At 63.2% G+C, this 16,376-nt stretch carries 13 protein-coding genes; 4 read left to right on the top strand and 9 right to left on the bottom strand.

Going from position 1 to position 16,376, the window contains the following annotated elements:
- The 3 genes from JHL16_RS15000 to JHL16_RS14990 form a co-directional block, all read left to right on the top strand.
- Positions 1–597: SDR family NAD(P)-dependent oxidoreductase (locus JHL16_RS15000; RefSeq protein WP_200185636.1), on the top strand; the 597-nt coding region annotated here is incomplete at its 5' end.
- On the top strand, positions 594–1,352 hold the full coding sequence (locus tag JHL16_RS14995; RefSeq protein ID WP_200185635.1) for an SDR family NAD(P)-dependent oxidoreductase: 759 nt from the start codon (positions 594–596) through the stop codon (positions 1,350–1,352). The genes JHL16_RS15000 and JHL16_RS14995, both read left to right, overlap by 4 nt.
- 199 nt (positions 1,353–1,551) lie before the next feature.
- A complete protein-coding gene (locus JHL16_RS14990; RefSeq protein ID WP_200185634.1) occupies positions 1,552–2,316 on the top strand; it encodes a hypothetical protein in 765 nt (254 codons plus the stop codon).
- A 65-nt stretch (positions 2,317–2,381) separates the two neighbouring features.
- Here the strand turns inward: JHL16_RS14990 and JHL16_RS14985 are convergent, their stop codons facing one another.
- The 8 genes from JHL16_RS14985 to JHL16_RS14950 all read right to left on the bottom strand — a co-directional run bounded on the left by JHL16_RS14985 (position 2,382) and on the right by JHL16_RS14950 (position 11,218).
- Complete coding sequence (locus JHL16_RS14985) at positions 2,382–3,197, bottom strand: IclR family transcriptional regulator (RefSeq protein ID WP_200185633.1); 816 nt, start codon at positions 3,195–3,197, stop codon at positions 2,382–2,384.
- Positions 3,198–3,339: 142 nt separating this feature from the next.
- Entirely contained in the window at positions 3,340–4,164 is an 825-nt protein-coding gene (locus tag JHL16_RS14980) for an alpha/beta hydrolase fold domain-containing protein (RefSeq protein ID WP_200185632.1), read from the bottom strand.
- Between the two features lie 41 nt (positions 4,165–4,205).
- Entirely contained in the window at positions 4,206–5,819 is a 1,614-nt protein-coding gene (locus tag JHL16_RS14975) for an ABC transporter substrate-binding protein (protein WP_200185631.1), read from the bottom strand.
- Between the two features lie 94 nt (positions 5,820–5,913).
- A complete protein-coding gene (locus tag JHL16_RS14970; protein ID WP_200185630.1) occupies positions 5,914–6,597 on the bottom strand; it encodes an isochorismatase family protein in 684 nt (227 codons plus the stop codon).
- Positions 6,598–7,902, bottom strand: a complete 1,305-nt coding sequence (locus JHL16_RS14965) for a M24 family metallopeptidase (protein ID WP_200185629.1) — start codon at positions 7,900–7,902, stop codon at positions 6,598–6,600.
- A 91-nt stretch (positions 7,903–7,993) separates the two neighbouring features.
- The gene (locus JHL16_RS14960) at positions 7,994–8,944 is read right to left on the bottom strand and encodes a GlxA family transcriptional regulator (protein ID WP_348647216.1); all 951 of its coding nucleotides are present in this window, start codon (positions 8,942–8,944) and stop codon (positions 7,994–7,996) included.
- The gene (locus JHL16_RS14955) at positions 8,937–9,803 is read right to left on the bottom strand and encodes an EamA family transporter (RefSeq protein WP_200185628.1); all 867 of its coding nucleotides are present in this window, start codon (positions 9,801–9,803) and stop codon (positions 8,937–8,939) included. Before JHL16_RS14955 ends, JHL16_RS14960 begins: the two co-directional genes overlap by 8 nt.
- Positions 9,800–11,218: a tetratricopeptide repeat protein gene (locus tag JHL16_RS14950; RefSeq protein WP_200185627.1), complete on the bottom strand. Its 1,419-nt coding sequence runs from the start codon at positions 11,216–11,218 to the stop codon at positions 9,800–9,802. Before JHL16_RS14950 ends, JHL16_RS14955 begins: the two co-directional genes overlap by 4 nt.
- A gap of 320 nt (positions 11,219–11,538) precedes the next feature.
- On the opposite strand from JHL16_RS14950, the gene JHL16_RS14945 reads away from it, so the two are divergent.
- Positions 11,539–14,700, top strand: a complete 3,162-nt coding sequence (locus JHL16_RS14945) for an autotransporter outer membrane beta-barrel domain-containing protein (protein ID WP_200185626.1) — start codon at positions 11,539–11,541, stop codon at positions 14,698–14,700.
- On the opposite strand, the gene JHL16_RS14940 is transcribed toward JHL16_RS14945, so the two are convergent.
- Positions 14,690–16,285: an AMP-binding protein gene (locus JHL16_RS14940; RefSeq protein WP_200185625.1), complete on the bottom strand. Its 1,596-nt coding sequence runs from the start codon at positions 16,283–16,285 to the stop codon at positions 14,690–14,692. The two genes, JHL16_RS14945 and JHL16_RS14940, sit on opposite strands and share 11 nt — an antisense overlap.
- Between the last annotated feature and the right edge of the window lie 91 nt (positions 16,286–16,376).

Raw genomic sequence — 16,376 nt, 5'->3', positions numbered from 1 at the left:
CGGGCGGCGGGCGGCCGGGCCAAGGCGCAAGCGGGCGACGTCTCGTCCGAGAGCGACGTCGCGCATCTCGTCGCGGTGGCCCACGCGGCCTTCGGCCCGATCGGCCTTCTCGTCAACAATGCCGGCCATGTGCATCAATGCGCCTTCGAGCATCTGGAGGTCGACGATTTCGACCGCATGTTCGCGGTACATGTGCGCGGCACGTTTCTCATGATGCGGGCGGTGCTGCCGGAGATGCTGGCGGCGGAAGCGGGCGTCATCATCAACATCGCCTCGCAGCTCGGCCAGATCGGCGGCGTCGAGCTCGTGCATTATTCGGGCGCCAAGGCGGCGGTCGTCGGCATGACCAAGGCCCTGGCGCGCGAAGTGTCGAGCCGCGGCGTGCGGGTCAATGCGGTGGCACCCGGCCCCGTCAACACGCCCCTGGTCACCGTCCTGTCGCAGGACTGGCGTGATCGCAAAGCGGCGCAATTGCCGCTCGGCCGCTTCGGCGAGCCGGAGGAGATCGCCGCCACCGTCGCCTTTCTCGCCTCGCCCGAATCGAGCCTGTTCGTCGGCCAGACGCTCGGCGCCAATTCCGGAGATGTGATGTTATGAGCCGGCGGGTCGTTCTCATCACCGGCGCCGGCATCGGCATCGGCCGCGCCACGGCGCAGGCTTTCGGAAAGCTCGGCGATTTCGTCGTGGTGACCGATATTCTGGAGCAGGAAGGCGAAGCGGTCGTCCACGACATCACGGCGGCCGGCGGTGCGGCGGAATTCCGCAAGCTCGATGTGCGCTCGACGGCGGCGGCCGATGCGCTCATCGCCGACATCGAGGCGCGGCATGGCGCCATCGACGTGATCGTCGCCAATGCCGGCATCGCGCATAAGGCGCCGGTGGCTGAGCTCACCGATGCGCGCTGGGACCTCACTTTCGACATCGACCTCAAGGGCGTATTCCGCGTGGTGCGGCCGGCCTTGCCGGGCATGCGCCGGCGCCGCTCGGGCGCCATCGTCGCGGTGTCGTCCACGATGGGCGTCGCCTATGGCTGGAACGAGCATGTGCATTATTCCTCGGCCAAGGCCGGCGTCATCGGCCTGGTGCGCGGCCTCGCGGTCGAGCTGGCAGGCGAGGGGATCCGGGTGAATGCGGTGGCGCCCGGCTATATCCGCACGGCGCAGCTTCTGTCGAAGGAACATTCGCTCGGACCGGAAGCGGCCGAGGCCGCGGCGCCGATCATCCCGATGGGCCGCCTCGGCGAACCGGAAGATGTGGCCGATGTCATCACCTTCCTCGCCTCGCCGGGGGCGCGTTATGTCACCGGCCAGGCGATCGTCGTCGATGGCGGCCTGCTGGTTGGACGGTATTGAGAGCCGCCAAGTAACGGCAGATAATAATATACAGACAAATCAACTAAATTCTCATCTAAACAAATAAACGCGTTCCCCGTCTGGTTTATTGAACCTTTTATATTGGACGACTGTTTGTCTTCCGGAGCGGCAGGGTTCTTTATTACTTCTTCTTCCTGCAGCGTTACTTATCAGACACTAATGGAACGGTTTGAACAACATGCGTAAATTCTATGGATTATTGCCGAATGCGCAGGAGCAAATTGCCGGAAGGTATTCCTTCCTGATTTTGCCCGTCATGATCTTGGCTCTCGGCAGCGTGAGCTTATCGGCCTCGGCAGGATCGCTGGGCGATACGGTCGGTGGCGCCGTTGGTGGCGTGACCGGCGGAGCAGGCGGCGCCGTTGGCGGCGTGGGCAACACCGTGGGTGGTGTGGCCCATGGAGCAGGTAGCGCGGTCAACGGTACAGTCGGTGGTGCTGCGAGCACTGTCGGCGGAAAAACGAAGGCCACAGTTGGCGTACTCGATCGCAAAAGCGTCCTGAATGCCACCGCTAAATCCGACCTGATTGGCGGAATCAAAGCCAAGCTCGACGTGCTGTCCAAAAAGAACCTGGCCAAGCTTTGCGTCGGCATAGGTGGCGGTTCGGGCTGTGGCAGCGGTCGCAGCCGTCATCAATTGCTGGGCTTGATCGACTACAGATTGACCCTGCTGTCTCACAAGAGGCTGCTTGGCCTCTGCGTGGCCGTAGGCGGCGGCTGCGGTAAAAGCCTGGCTTCCGGCGGTGGCGGCGGCGGTGGTGGCGGTGGCGGTGGTGGTGGTGGCGGTGGGAATGGCGGCAATGGTGATGCCGGCGGCCCTGCCATCAATGCGCTATCGGCCAATGACAGGCATCTGTTTACCGCAAACTGCTTCAAGGTCCTGCAGAATCCGGCAAGCTATAAGCGCGATATGGTCGCGATCTGCCGCGTAGTGAAGATGTAACAGCCCCCTTGGGCGGTCACAAATATTTCGGCCAAGCGCGTCATGCACGCTTGGCCGAAAACGCTTTAGGGTTCGCGAACGCGGTGTTCAAGCGACTGGAGCGAGTTGCGCGAACAGAAGGCCTGCAAGTGCTGCTTGCTCCGCTCAAGCGCGTCAGCATGGGCGGACAGTCGCGTCACGATCGTCACGGCGGCACTCGCCTCGTTCTGCCAATTAATCAGAGGCGCGGAAATTCCGGTCTGATCCGGCAGAACCCCGCCGCTGCAAACCGCATAACCCTGTTCACGAACTTCCCCGACCAGCCTGTCAATCGCGTCCGTTTCGTAAAGACCGGTGGTGCGCTCCCGGGTTTTCTCTGCCTCGATCAGAGCTTGGGTCTCGTGCCGTGGCAGAAAAGCCAGAAACACCTGGCCGGTGGCGGAGGTCACCAGAGGAAGCGTCTGTCCCAGAGCGAACAAAGGGACGATGGGGGCGTTGCCGCGATGCCACCGGATGATAGTAGGCCCGGTGAGGCTGAATACCGACAAACAAACCGGTGAATCGGTATCGAGCGCCAGCTGCTGAAGATGATCGGCGGCATGATTCACGAGGTCATGGCGCTGAACGGCGGCGAGGCCGATCTGCAGTGACAGGCGGCCCAGATCGTACTCGCCGGTGCGTCGCTGCACCACCATGCCCGTCTTAGTGAGGCTGTGGAGATAGCGATGGAGCTTGCTCGGGTCCATGCGGCAGAGCTCACTCAATTTCTTCAGCGACAGCGGACCGCGAGAGGCGGCGAGCGTTCGCATCACGGCAATGGCGGCATCGACCGATTGAATGCCACTGAGGTCGCGAAATTCAGGTTGCGAGGACTGGTCCTGGCCGGGGAGTGAGTTCGACATGGTCGGGCTACCCTAAGGGAAAGCGTGCTTCCCATGTGAGCTAATTTGCGCACAATGCGCCCGTTGACGTCGAAAGGGGTAGAATCTGATCCATTTGATTGAATCACGCTGCCAGCGCCTGCAGTCCGGATGGTGCTGACGGTCATTCCAGCCCGCCGATCCAGTGGGCGATGTTGCGATAGGCCGTCTGTTTCGCCCGATGCGCCAGAGGATGCTGCAGGAAGCTGTGGCCTTCGAAGGGGTGTATGTCGACGCTTACGGAGCGATGTTTGAAGGCCCGGGCCAGGGCAATCGAGTCGTCGCGCAAGGGGTCGCGGCCGGCGATCACGAGATGGACCGGGCAGCCAGGGCCATCGGCAAGCGCTGAAATGGAATAGGGGCTCCTGCCGGCGCTGCCATTGGCGGCGCGCCAGTAGCGCCGGACGCTCAAAGCGTCGAGACCGTCACGTCTTTTGCCGCAAGGGGCGGCGACATGGCCGAAGGCGCCATAGAAGCTGCACACGCCCGCAATCCGTTCGCCGCGCTTTGCGGCCTCGCGTTCCACCGCGAACGCGAGGGCGCCGCCGGCCGAGTCTCCTGCCAGGATGATCGAGGTGAAGCCAGCGTCACGGCAGAAGCCGACTGCGGCCATGCCATCTGCAATGGCGGCCGGCGCCTTGTGCTCGGGCGCCAGGCGGTAATCGACCGAGATCACGATCGAGCCTATCGCTCTTCCGAGTTCACACGAGATGTCGGCATGCGTGGCGGGCGAACCGAACATCCAGCCGCCGCCGTGAAAATAGAGGATCACACGCTCTGTTGGTTGCGGCGCTTCATGCACCAGCACGCGGATGGGCCGGCCCTCGGCCTGGATCATCCGCCAATCGGCGCCCGCCGGCGTCACGCGGCAGGCGCGCTCATAGGCGCGGCGCAGATCGAGGACATTGCCGCGCCGCCAGTCGACGCGCATGGCGTGCCGCCGGCTCATGAGAGGAATCCGCCCCCGGATCCGCACCCGTATGCCATAAATTATGCCTCGAACCACCAGCGCTCGGCGCCGCGTGCGCCGTCGAGCGGCCAGCTCGAAGTGAGCGCGCCGCCATGCTGGACATTGGCCCGCCTGGCATAGATCCAGTTGCGGAAGAACGGGATGATGACCGAGCCCTTGTCATGCAGGATGCGCTGCATCTCGCCATACATTCCGGTGCGCTTGCCCTTGTCGAGCTCGGCGCGGGCGGTGAGCAGCAGCTCGTTGAATCGGTCATCCTTGAAATGCGAGTCGTTCCAGTCGGCGCCTGCCGCATAGCCCAGCGTGAAGATGATGTCGGGTGTCGGACGCTGGCCCCAGCCCGCCAGGCAGAAGGGCTTCTTAAGCCAGATATTCGACCAGTAGCTGTCGCTCGACTCGCGCACTACATTCACCTCGATGCCGGCCTTGCGCGCCGTTTCGCTGAAGAGGAGCGCCATGTCGACGCCGGACGTGATGACGACGTCGGCGGCTGAGAGATCGAGCTTGAGGCTGGAGAGTCCGGCCTTCTTCAGATGGAATTTCGCTTTGTCGGGATCATAGGCGCGCTGCTCTATCGAGGCGTCGTAATAGGGCATGATCGGGCTGACCGGCTGGTCGTTGCCTATCGAGCCATGGCCGTTGAGCACCATCTTGACGGTCGCCTCGCGGTCGATCGCATATTTGAGGGCGAGGCGGACATCGGGATTGTCGAAGGGGGCCGCGTCCTGATGCATCGGCAGCGACACGTAGGTGCCGGTCGGCACCTCATCGACGCGCAGGCTCTTATCGCGCTCCAGCATATGCACCGTCTTGAAGTCGCATTCGATCATGGCGTCGAGCGAATTGTTGAGAAGCGCGGTCTGGCGGGCATTGACGTCGGTGATGGCGGTGTATTCGACGGCGTCGAAGAAAGCGCGGTCGGATTTCCAGTAATTGGGGAAGCGTTCGAGCGCCGCCCGCACTCCCGGCTCGAAACCCTTGACCACATAGCCGCCGGTGCCGGCGAGATTGCTGATATCGACCTTGCCTTCCTTGTCGGCCGGCAGCATCACCAGATGATAGTCGGTGAGCATGAAAGGCAGGTCGGCATTGCCGCTCGCCAGCTTGACCACCAGCGTGTTCTTGTCTTCGGCCTTGATGCTTTCGACCGAGGCCAGGAGCGACTTGGCGCCTGAGGTCGATTTCTCGCCGCGATGATGGTTGAGCGAGGCGGCCGCATCCATGGCGTCGAAGGTCTTGCCATTGTGGAATTCGACGCCTTTACGCAGCTTGAGCACCCAGGTTTTGGCATCCGCCGAGGTTTCCCAGGACTCCGCCAGCTCGCCGGCGACATCGTTGGTGGACGTGATCTCGGTCAGGAAATTGCGATGGGTATGCGCCATGGTGATCATGAAGCGCGAATTGTAGGTCGCCGGGTCCATGCTGTCCGACGAGTTGCCATCATCGAGGCCGACGCGGAATTGTCCGCCCTTCGTGGGCGCGCTGCGCGCCGCTGTGGTCCACAGGCTGGTCGCGAGCGGCGCCGTCACGCCGAGCGCCAGCGCGCTTTGCATGAAAGCGCGCCGGTTCAGGCGGCCGGAACGGGCAATCGACATCAATTGGGAAAGGTCAGGCGAAGTCTTGCTCGGGCGCATGGCTGTCTCCTCCGGATTTTTGTCGTCGTTGCGGAGAAGATTAAGCGCAGATGCCGAGCACGAATGTTCAGCTCTCGCGAATTTATGTGCAGGGTTAAAGGTCGGCGTAAAGCTGGGCGGCGTCGGTGAAGTTGAACAGGATCGGCACCGGACGTTCGGCGACGAAAACCTCGGCCGTCTCGCCGGTCAACAACGAAACGGCGCGCTCGGTATCGGCGACCGCACCGCCATAGAGCCGGTTAGCGAGATTGAGCACCGCCGTCTTGTGCATTGCCGATGTGGCGCTGCCGCAGGCGTCCTTCACCAGAAGAACGCGCAAGCCATGTGTGATTGCATCCCGCACGGTCGCGGCGACGCAGGCCTCGGTCCAGACGCCCGAAACCACCAGCCAGGTGACACCGCGGGCCTTCAGGCGCGCCGCAAGGTCACCTTCGCAGAAGGCGCTGGCGTCATTCTTGGTGATGACCGGTTCACCGTCGCGCGGCGCCACTTCATGACAAATGGCGGTCAGTGAGCTGGCCACGTCGCTGAAAGTGGGTTTGCCATCCGCCGCGGTCGGTTCGAATGGCCGTGGCGGGATCTTGGTGAAGTCGCGGATATAGGCGGCATGAACGACCATGTGGTTCAGCGTCCGCGCCGTCTCGAGAAGGCGCGCGGCATTCTTGAGGATCTGGCTCAGGCCGGGGACCTTGTAGAGCGGATCGTGGCGCTGCTCCTCCTGAAAATCGATGAGGAGGAGAGCGGCAGCCTGGCCGTCGAACGATAATGTCGTCTTCATTCAGATCTCTTTGCCAAGCAGCTCTTCCTCGAAGGGAAAGCGGGAAATCAGCTTCGGTCCGCGCTCCGTTATAAGGACTTCTTCCTCGAGTTTCACGCCCTCCTGGCCACCTTTTTCACCGATATAACTTTCGACGCTCACCACCATGCCGGGCTCGATCGTGCCTTCGCGCCCGTAAGTGGCGAAATCCATGGCATGGGCGATGAACGGCGTCTCGCCATGCATGCCGACACCATGCATGACCGAAGTGTAGCGCTGATCGATGAAACGCTCGGGGATCTTCCAGGCTTTCTCGGCGATCTCGCGGAAGCTCATGCCCGGAGTGATGATGCCGATATTGTGCTGCACCTGGTCATAGGACATGCGGTAGAGCGCCTTCTGATAGGCGGTCGGCCTGCCCGGGCCGCAGCGGAAGGTGCGGGAGAAGTCGGAATAATAACCGAAGCAGCCGATGGTGTCGGTGTCGAGCGCCACCAATTCGCCGGGCCTGACGCGCCGGCCGCTCGCTTCGTTGAACCACGGATTGGTCCGCTGTCCGGAGGTGAGGAGGCGGGTTTCGATGAACTCGCCGCCCTGGCGAATGACCTCATGATACATGACGGCGAAAAGCTCGTTTTCGGTAATGCCCGGCTTGATGGCGTCGCGTACCGCGGCGACCGCCGCTTCCGCGCCCGTCATACTGATTTCGAGGCACTTGATCTCTTGGGGCGTCTTGACAGCGCGCACGGCGAGAATCTCGCCCTGGCAATCGCGGACATCAAGGCCACGGCCCTGGAGCGCCACAGCCTGCAGATGACTGCAGCGGTCGAGGCCGATCTTCTTGTTGCCCGCCGCATGAAGACGCATCAGCTCGGCGATCTCATCGGCGAAAGGCCCCGCTGTCTCAGTATCCTTGCCCGATACCGACGACCAGACGAGCTTGCTCGGGCGCGCTTCATCGACCGTGTCGAGCTGCAGCGAGACATGATAGCTCTGCGGATATTCGAAGAGGATGATCGGGCCTTCGGTGGGGATGAAGAAATAACGCGTCGAATTGCGCAGGAAATAGCCGAACATGTTGCGCGTGCCGGTGGCGTAGCGCTGATTATAGGGGTCGAACAGCAAAACGGCGCCATAATCCGCCTTGGCCATCCACTGCCTGAGCTTGGCGAGCCTTTCGCGGCGCAGCGCCACCGCATCGACCGCCGGGGGCTCGGTGTCGGACAGCCACATATTGTTGGCCGGATCGTCGAGCGAGGGATGGCGCATGCCGGTCGAGAAGTCGACATCATCGACATTGTCCGGGTTGAAGACGACGATGCTCATGAAGGGGTAAGCCTTTCGCGATGGGAACGGCCCGAAAGGATGGCCGACAAAGCCGGCAATGAATGTGCCGTCTTCGCGCTGAAATGTGCCGTTATGCTCTGCGTGCCTTGCCGGGTGTCGTGCCGAATACGGCTCTATAAGCGCGCACGAAAGAGGAGAAGCTCTGATAGCCGCAAGCGAGGCCCACCTCGCGCACCGGCATCTTGGAATGGATGAGAAGGTCGCGCGCTTTCTCCAGGGTGAAGCGGCGATAATATTCGGCGGGGCCGATGCCGAACTCCACCTTGAACAGGCGCTCGAGCTGGCCGATCGACAGACCGAGCTTCGCGGCTATGGCGGAAATCTCTTCAGGCCTGTCCTGGGCCTTCTCCATCTCGGCGACGGCCTTGAGGACGACGTCGTCGCGGATGCCGGTGCGCAAACGCAATTGCAGGCGCTCGCGATCCGCCGTCGCCTTGATCCGATCATGCACGAACCATTCGGCCACCTGGCGGGCGAGCTCGGACCCGTGATGCCGGCCGATGAGCTCGACCATCATATCGAGAGCTCCGACGCCGCCGGCGGAGGTGATGCGGGTGCGATCGATCACGAAGATCTCGCGCGCCAGCTTGATATGAGGAAAGGCTTCGAGGAAGGCCGGCTGGCTCTGCCAGTGCAAGGTACAGGCGAAACCATCGAGAAGGCCGGCGCGGGCGAGATAGAAGGCGCCGTCGGCGACGCTGCCGATATTACCGCCGAGGCGCAATGTCTTGCGGATCCAGGACAAGGGCTTCTTGGCGACGAGTCGGTCGGCGTCACCGCCGGAGCAGACCATGATGTAGTCCGCGGCCGGCGCCTTGGCGGCGGCGTGATGCGGGGTGACGACGATGCCGTTGGAGGCGGTGACGGGCGCGTCATCCGGCGCCACGATCGTCCAGTCATAGAGGCGCCGGCCGGTGATCGTATTGGCGGCACGCAAGGGCTCGATGATGGCGCTGAAAGCCATCAGCGGAAAACCCGGAAAGATCAGGACGGCGAATTTTCGCGTCGCGCTTCTAGCCACAGCTCTTCATCACATAGAGTCCGGCGCCGATGATCAAGGCAATGCCGAGCCAGGTCCAGAGATCGGGCAGGGCGCCGAAGACGACGACGCCGAACAGCACGGCACCGATGATCTGGGCATAGCTGAAAGGCGCCAGGCGGTTCGCCGGGGCGAGCGCGAAGGCGCGGATGATGAAGATCTGGGCCAGGCCGAAAGTGAGGCCGAGGGCGATCATGATGAGCCAGTTCAAGCTCGAGATCGGCTCCCAGGTGAAGGCGGCGAGCGGCGTGGAGATGGCCATGCCGATGGCGAGCGTCCAGGCCAAAGTGGTTTCCGGCCGCTCGCCCGCCGCGCCGAGCTTGCGGGTGAAAATCTGGAAGAACGCATAGAAGAGGGCGGCGGCGATCGGAAACAGCGCATAGAGGCTGATATCGCTCACCCCTGGCCGGGTGACGATCAGCACGGCAAGGAAGCCCGCGAACACCCCGATCCAGGCCGACAATCTCACTTTCTCACCGAGCAGCGGCTGCGACAAAGCGACGACCAGGAGCGGGCCCATATAGAGAATTACGGTCGCGTCGGCGAGCGGCAGATGGCGCACGGCCAGCACCATGGAAATGCTGATGCTGAGCGGAATGAGGCCGCGGATGATCTGGTTCTTCCTCTCCCGCGTGCGAAAGAGCGTACGCCACTCGGTGCCGGGGCTCGCCCAGATGAGGACGGGAATGGCAAAGGTGTAACGCGCCCAGACGATCTGTCCGACCGATTGGTCGTTGGCGATGACCTTGCTCAGGCCGTCGAGCACGGCGAAGATCATCGCCGCGGCGATCATCAGCACCGCGGCTTTGACCCAGCCCGAGGTCGTGTCGGGCGTCGTCACTGCGGGACGGTCTGCGCCGGCAGCCCTGCTGTCTGTGGGAAGGGAAAGCCGATCTCGGCCGCCAGTGCCCGGAAATCCTCGTTCTGCCAGAGCTTCTTGAAGGAGCGGTCGATGCGGATGGCGAGAATGTCGGTCTCGCCGATCTCCTTCGATTTACGCAAATAGGCCATCGTCGTCTCGGCATCGCCGATCACGCCGGCGGTGCGCGCCACATTGAAGGCCTGCTCGCGGCCCTGGTCGAATTGCAGGCGCTGCTCATCGAGCATCGCGGCAAAGAGGCCGCGCGCGCCATCCGCTTGATAGCCTTTCTGGGCCGCCGCGAAGATCTTGCGCATGGCCTCATTTTTCTGAAGCTCCGCTGCCTTCAGCGACTCGCGCAGATATCCTTCATAGTCTTCTTCATCGAGATACATCGTCGCCAGATAGAAATGGGTGGCGAGGTGGCCGGGTGCCGTACGCCGCAGCTCCTTCAGGATGGCGATGGCTTCTTTCGTATTGCCGGCGTGGAACAGCATCAGCGCCTTGTTGGCGAGGATGGCGCGCGATTCGGGATCGAGCTCCTGCGCCTTGCTGATGGCGGCGAGCGCCTTGCCGAACTCTCCCCAATGCATGATGGTCATGGCGTACCAGGCATAGGTCTGGGCTGAATTGGGATCGAGCGCCAGCGCCTGCTCGAACAGCGCCTTGGAGCGGCTGAAATCGCGTGACCAGAAGAATTCCGTAAAGCCCAGCGCGCTGTAACCCGCGGCCAGCTTGGGGTCGAGGCGGATGGCGCGCTCGGCCGCGGTCTTCGCCTGCGGATAGGCGATGTCGGCTGGCATCAGCGCATATTGCGGCAGGAGATTGTAGGTATTGGCGAGCTCGGCATAGGCGCCGGCATGGTTAGGATCGCGGGCGATGATCTGGGTGAACTGCTCGAGCGCGCGGGTCAGTCCCTCGGGCGTACGTGTGCTCAGATTATAGCGGCCGGCGAGATAGAGATCGTGGATGGAGGGCGCAAGCGGCTCGGTCACCTCGTCGTCGCCGCCAGATATAGTGGTCGGCGGGACCAGGCGATAGAATAAGATCACACCCGTCGCGATGACGAAAGCGAGCGCCAGCAGACCAATCGCCCCTTGGCCGTAGGAAAGGCGGAAGCCTTTCGGCGGCGGCGCGATCTCGATTGCGGGTTCGGGCTCGGCCTCAGCGTCCGAAGGCGGCACTGCTTCCGCGGGTGGCGATTTCAGCCAGTCTTCCAGCTCATGCGCATAGGCATAGACGCTGGTGCGGCTGCCGCCCGGCACGCGATGCACCGGCAGGCCGCGCTGCACTTCCCAGCGTTTCACCGTGCGCTCGTCCTTGCCGAAAAACTGGGCAATCTCCTTCCAGCTTCTCAGGCGGCGATCCGGTTTTGGATGTGCCGGTTCGGTCTTCATGCCCCGTCCCCATGTCCGTCTGAGCGGCGGCCGGATGCTAGCCGAACTGGCAAGCAGGCACCAGTCGGACTTGCCAGGAAATTCCGCCATCGGTTCGAGGTACCCGGCATAAATCATGGACACCATGGGCATTTTCCCGTGATGCCCCACTTTGTCCCAGGATGTCACGACTTGCCCTGCGCCGCTTCATGACGGGGGCCTCTACTCTTCAGGAGGAATCGCGTCGGGTCGCATGCCCTCATCGGCCCCGCGGGAAGCCAAGGAGGAGATGAGGGAAAGCGAGTTGGTTCCGCCTGAAGGCGGGCTGGGGGAGGGCTATCTTGTCTATCCATGTTCGTTGCCTGACGCAGCACGTCAGGAAGGCCGCGATGCTGTCGATCTCGTCACTGGCACTTGCGGCCATTGGCGGTACCGCCCAGGCGGCCTGCACCAGCACCGCGCCGGCCAGCAACACAACCGTCACCTGCACGGGCGCCAACACGACCGGCGTCATCGCGCCGGCGAGCACCGGCGTCACGCTCACCGTCGATCCGAACGGGTCGATCATTCCGCCGAGCGGTCTCGCCATCTCGCTCGGGGGCACCGCCAATGTGACGATCGGCGCCGGCGCCGATCCGACCATCGATACATCGGGACAGGGAACACAGACAGCCTATGCGATCGTCATCGGTGACGGCTCGACGATGACGATAAACGGCGTCGTCAAAGGCAAGGGCGGCATCAGCGATGCCAATCTTGGGACCAACCTGACCGGCTTCGCCAACAGCACCATCACCCTGAATGCCGGCGGCAAGATCGTCACCACGGGTACGGTGCAGAATTTCGCTCTCAATGGCCGCGGCGGCAGCAATATCTACCAGATTGACGGCATGATCGATGTGACGGGCGCCAGCGGACAAGGGATCGGGGTCGGCAATGGCGACCAGATCACCATCGGCGCGACCGGCAGCATCATCACCAGGGCGGGTGACTCGTCCGGCGCGATCGCCGGATCCGGCAAGAACAATGTCAAAGTGACGATCGCGCAAGGCGGGCTCATCGAGACGCACGGAACGGCTTACGCCGTTTGGCTCGGCAATGATGCCGACATCAAGGTCGAGGGCACGATCAAGAGCCTCAGCGATGCCGCCGCTGCCAATTCAGGCGGTGGTGCGGCGATCAGTGCCGGCAACAATGCCAGGATCACGGTCGCCGCAACCGGTAAGATCTATACGGGCAATCCGAGCGGCGCGCAGGGATCGAGCGCCTGGGGCATCATCGCCAAGGATAATGCCGTGATCCAGATGGACGGGCTCATCGACACGCAGCGCGCCCATGGCATCGATATTCTCGGCAAGGCAGCCGATATCACGATCGGCAAGACCGGAACCGTCACGGTGCATGGCGGCGCCAGCAACGCCTATGGCATCTTCGTGCGCGCCAATACGGCAGTTGGTGACGCGCCGGTCAAGATCATGGTGGCCGGCCGTGTCGAGAATTTCGGTACCGGCTCGGCGATCTATCTGATGGGTGACAACGGGCCGGTCGATCTCGTCACCAATGTCACCATCGCCGAAGGCGCCTCGCTCTTCGCGCAGAACAACATCGTCTACAAGCAGGCCGACAGCGGCGGGGGCAATTATCCGGCGGTGATCGACAATCTCATCATTGCCGGCAAGATCGAGCGCGGGTCGTCCGGCATTGCCATCGATCTGAATGATGGCGACGATGTCATGACTCTCCTGCCGACCTACGAGATCGTCGGCGGCGTCACGGGCGGCAATGGCGCGGACAGGTTCCAGCTCGACGGCGCAACCGGCACGACCGGCAGCTTCGATTTCGGCACCGTTGCGGTGACGAATTTCGAAGCCGGCCGCAAGCAGGGCGCCGGCGAATGGATCCTGAAGGGAACCGCAGGCGCCAATGCCATCGCGGGCACTTTCGAAGCTCAGCAAGGGCTCCTCACCGTCGATGGGACGATGTTGTTCACCGACTTCGACGTGAAGTCCGGCGGTGCGCTTGGCGGCAATGGCTCGATCAAGTCCCTCACCGCCGCCGGCAGCGTCAATCCCGGCAGCAAAGGAAACATCGGCACGCTCACCGCCGGTTCCGCGAATTTCACGTCCGGATCGGTCTTCCAGGTCGATCTTGATCCGTCAAATTCCGATCTGCTCACCGTCACCGGCAACGCCACGATCGATGCGGGCGCGCAAGTCTCCGTCCTCGCCGGATCCGGCTCCTATGCCGATGGCATGGAATATCTCATCCTCGACGCCGCCACCCGCGCTGGCACCTTCGGCGGCGTGATCGACAATTCCGCCTTCCTGAATTTCATGCTCGATCACGACAAGGATCCGAACCAGGTGTGGCTGCGCGTCGCGCAGGTGGCGGTGTTCCCGGATGTCGCCGAGACGCCGAATCAGCTGTCGACGTCCGAGGCCCTGCAGGGGCTCGACCCCGCCAATCCGATCTACCATGCCGTGCTGCAGCTCAGTGCCGGCGAGGCGCGGCAGGCCTTCGATCTGCTATCGGGCGAAATCCATGCCTCGCTCAAGAGCGTGCTGTTCGAGGAAAGCCGTTATCTGCGCGAAGCCGTGCTGGGGCGCCTCAACCAGGCCGCCTCGGGCGACCTCGCCATCACGCCGGTCGCCGATGCCGATCTCGATGCGGCATCGCAAGCGCGCAATGGTTTCTGGGGCCAAGGCTTCGGCTCCTGGGGCGATCTCGACGGCGACGGCAATGCCGCTTCCGTCGATCGTTCATCCGGCGGCTTCTTCGCCGGCCTCGATGGCGAGGTCGCGGATGGTTTGCGCCTCGGCCTGGTCGGCGGCTACAGCCACAGCTCGCTCGACGTCGATGAACGCGCGTCCTCGGGCGAATTCGACGGCTATCATATCGGCCTCTATGGCGGCACCGCGTTCGACAGTCTCAATCTCCGGCTCGGCGCCGCCTATAGCTGGTACGATATCGACACGCGGCGGCAGGTCGATATCCCCGGCTTCGACGACAAGCTCGACGCCGATTATTCGGCCGGCGCGGCGCAGGTCTTCGGCGAGCTCGGCTATCGCTTCGATCTCGGCGGTCTCGCGGCCGAACCTTTCGCGCGCGCCGCTTATGTGCATCTCCACACCGAAGGCTTTGATGAGGAGGGTGGCGCCGCGGCGCTTTCCGCCGACAGCGACAATCAGGACATGACCTTCACCACGCTGGGCGTTCGCGCTGCCGCCCAGTTCAGCGTGGGACAGAGCTCTGTGACGGCGCAGGGGCTGCTCGGCTGGCGCCATGGATTCGGAGATATCTCCCCCCAATCCATGTTCGCGCTGGCCGGCAGTGCCGATTTCGACATCGCCGGCGTGCCGTTGGCGCGCGATGCGCTGCTGATGGAAGCGGGCCTCAAGGCGGCGCTGAGCGATGAGGTGACGCTCGGGGTGAATTACTCCGGCCAGACCGGCGATGGCGTCGAGGACCACGGTGTCAGGGGCAGTCTCACTTTCACCTGGTAATCGGCTCGGCGGCACGACGGCGCAGTTCGTATTTCTGTACCTTACCGGTCGAGGTTTTCGGCAGTGGTCCGAAGATGACAGTCCGTGGGGCTTTGAAATGTGCCATGTTGGCGCGGCAGAACTGGATCACCGCCTCGGCGCTGAGCTCGGCGCCCTTCTTGAGGTCGATGAAGGCGCAAGGATGCTCGCCCCATGTCACATCGGGCGCCGCGACGACCGCAGCCTCGAGGATGGCCGGATGGCGATAGAGGACTTCCTCGATCTCGAGCGAGGAGATGTTCTCGCCGCCCGAGATGATGATGTCCTTCGAGCGGTCCTTGACCTCGACATAGCCGTCGGGATGGCGCACGCCCAGATCGCCGGTGTGAAACCAGCCGCCGGCGAAAGCCTTGGCGCTGGCTTCCGGGTTCTTGAGATAACCCATCATGATCGTGTTGCCGCGCAGGAAGATCTCGCCCATCGTCTGGCCATCGGCCGGACAGTCGGCGCCGGTGTCGGGATCGGCGACCGTCACCGCTTCGAGAGTCGGGAAGGTCACGCCCTGGCGCGCCGCGAGCCTGGCGCGCTCGGCGAGCGGCAGTTCATTCCACTCCTCGTGCCAGGCACAGACGAGGGCGGGACCGAAACTCTCGGTCAGGCCATAGAGATGCGTCACCCGGAAGCCCGCTTCCTCCATTGCGGCGATGATGGCGCTGGGTGGTGCCGCGCCGCCGGTCAGCACATCGACCGGGTGGTCGAGGCGCCAGTCATCAGGCCGCTCGGCGCGGGCGATCATGTTGAGCACCACCGGCGCGCCGCAGAAATGCGTGACCCCGTGATCCTTGATCTTCCTGAAGATGGCGGCGGTCTCCACCTGGCGCAGGCAGACATGCGTGCCGCCGACCGCCGTCACCGCCCAGATGTAGCACCAGCCGTTGCAGTGGAACATCGGCAAGGTCCACAGATAGACGCTGGTCGATGAAAGGCGTGCTTCGAGGGCATTGCCGAGCGCATTGAGATAGGCGCCGCGATGATGGCAGACGACACCCTTGGGGTCGCCGGTGGTGCCCGACGTGTAGCCGAGGCTGATCGGCGCCCATTCATTGACGAGCGGCGGAAGGTCCTGGGCCGGGTCGCCTTCGGCGAGCAAAGCCTCGTAATCCTCGCCGATGACAATCACGGGAACTTCGTGGCCTGAGTGCTGGAGCGCCGTCTCGACCACATCAAGGAACTGCGGATCGACCAGCACGAGCTTGGCCTCTCCATGGGCGAGGCAGATGCCGATGGTCGCAGCGTCGAGGCGGATATTGAGACAATTGAGGACGGCGCCCGCCATGGGCACGCCGAAATGCGCCTCGATCATCGCCGCGCTATTGGCCGCCATGATGGCAACGGTGTGACCGGTGCCGATGTTCCGTCCGATGAGCGCCGAAGCGAGGCGGCGGGCGCGCTCGTCGAGCTTGCGATAGCTGTAGCTCCGCGTCTCGTCGATCACCGCGATCTTGTCGGGGAAGGTCAGCGCCGCGCGCCTAAGGAACGAAATCGGTGACAAGGGCTGGTAGTTCGCCGGATTGGGCGCAAGGCCTTGCTCATAGATATTGGACACCCAGACACCCTCTCGTCAGAAAATCCGTAGAGATTCCTATCCTCATCTTAGTTCCATTCGGTTCCCGCCGACTATGTAAGATTTTAGTAAC

This window comes from Taklimakanibacter albus (assembly GCF_016595235.1).
GTDB classification, from domain to species: domain Bacteria; phylum Pseudomonadota; class Alphaproteobacteria; order Rhizobiales; family Aestuariivirgaceae; genus Taklimakanibacter; species Taklimakanibacter albus.
Note: the sequence above shows the minus strand (reverse complement) of the source record. Positions and strands in the feature narration are given on the sequence as shown.

Bases quoted from the DNA above. Each gene is read 5' to 3' on its own strand.
- JHL16_RS14990 (WP_200185634.1), top strand. From the start codon at position 1,552: ATGCGTAAATTCTATGGATTATTGCCGAATGCGCAGGAGCAAATTGCC.
- JHL16_RS14975 (WP_200185631.1), bottom strand. From the start codon at position 5,819: ATGCGCCCGAGCAAGACTTCGCCTGACCTTTCCCAATTGATGTCGATT.
- JHL16_RS14950 (WP_200185627.1), bottom strand. From the start codon at position 11,218: ATGAAGACCGAACCGGCACATCCAAAACCGGATCGCCGCCTGAGAAGC.
- JHL16_RS14965 (WP_200185629.1), bottom strand. From the start codon at position 7,902: ATGAGCATCGTCGTCTTCAACCCGGACAATGTCGATGATGTCGACTTC.
- JHL16_RS14970 (WP_200185630.1), bottom strand. From the start codon at position 6,597: ATGAAGACGACATTATCGTTCGACGGCCAGGCTGCCGCTCTCCTCCTC.
- JHL16_RS14995 (WP_200185635.1), top strand. From the start codon at position 594: ATGAGCCGGCGGGTCGTTCTCATCACCGGCGCCGGCATCGGCATCGGC.
- JHL16_RS14985 (WP_200185633.1), bottom strand. From the start codon at position 3,197: ATGTCGAACTCACTCCCCGGCCAGGACCAGTCCTCGCAACCTGAATTT.
- JHL16_RS14980 (WP_200185632.1), bottom strand. From the start codon at position 4,164: ATGAGCCGGCGGCACGCCATGCGCGTCGACTGGCGGCGCGGCAATGTC.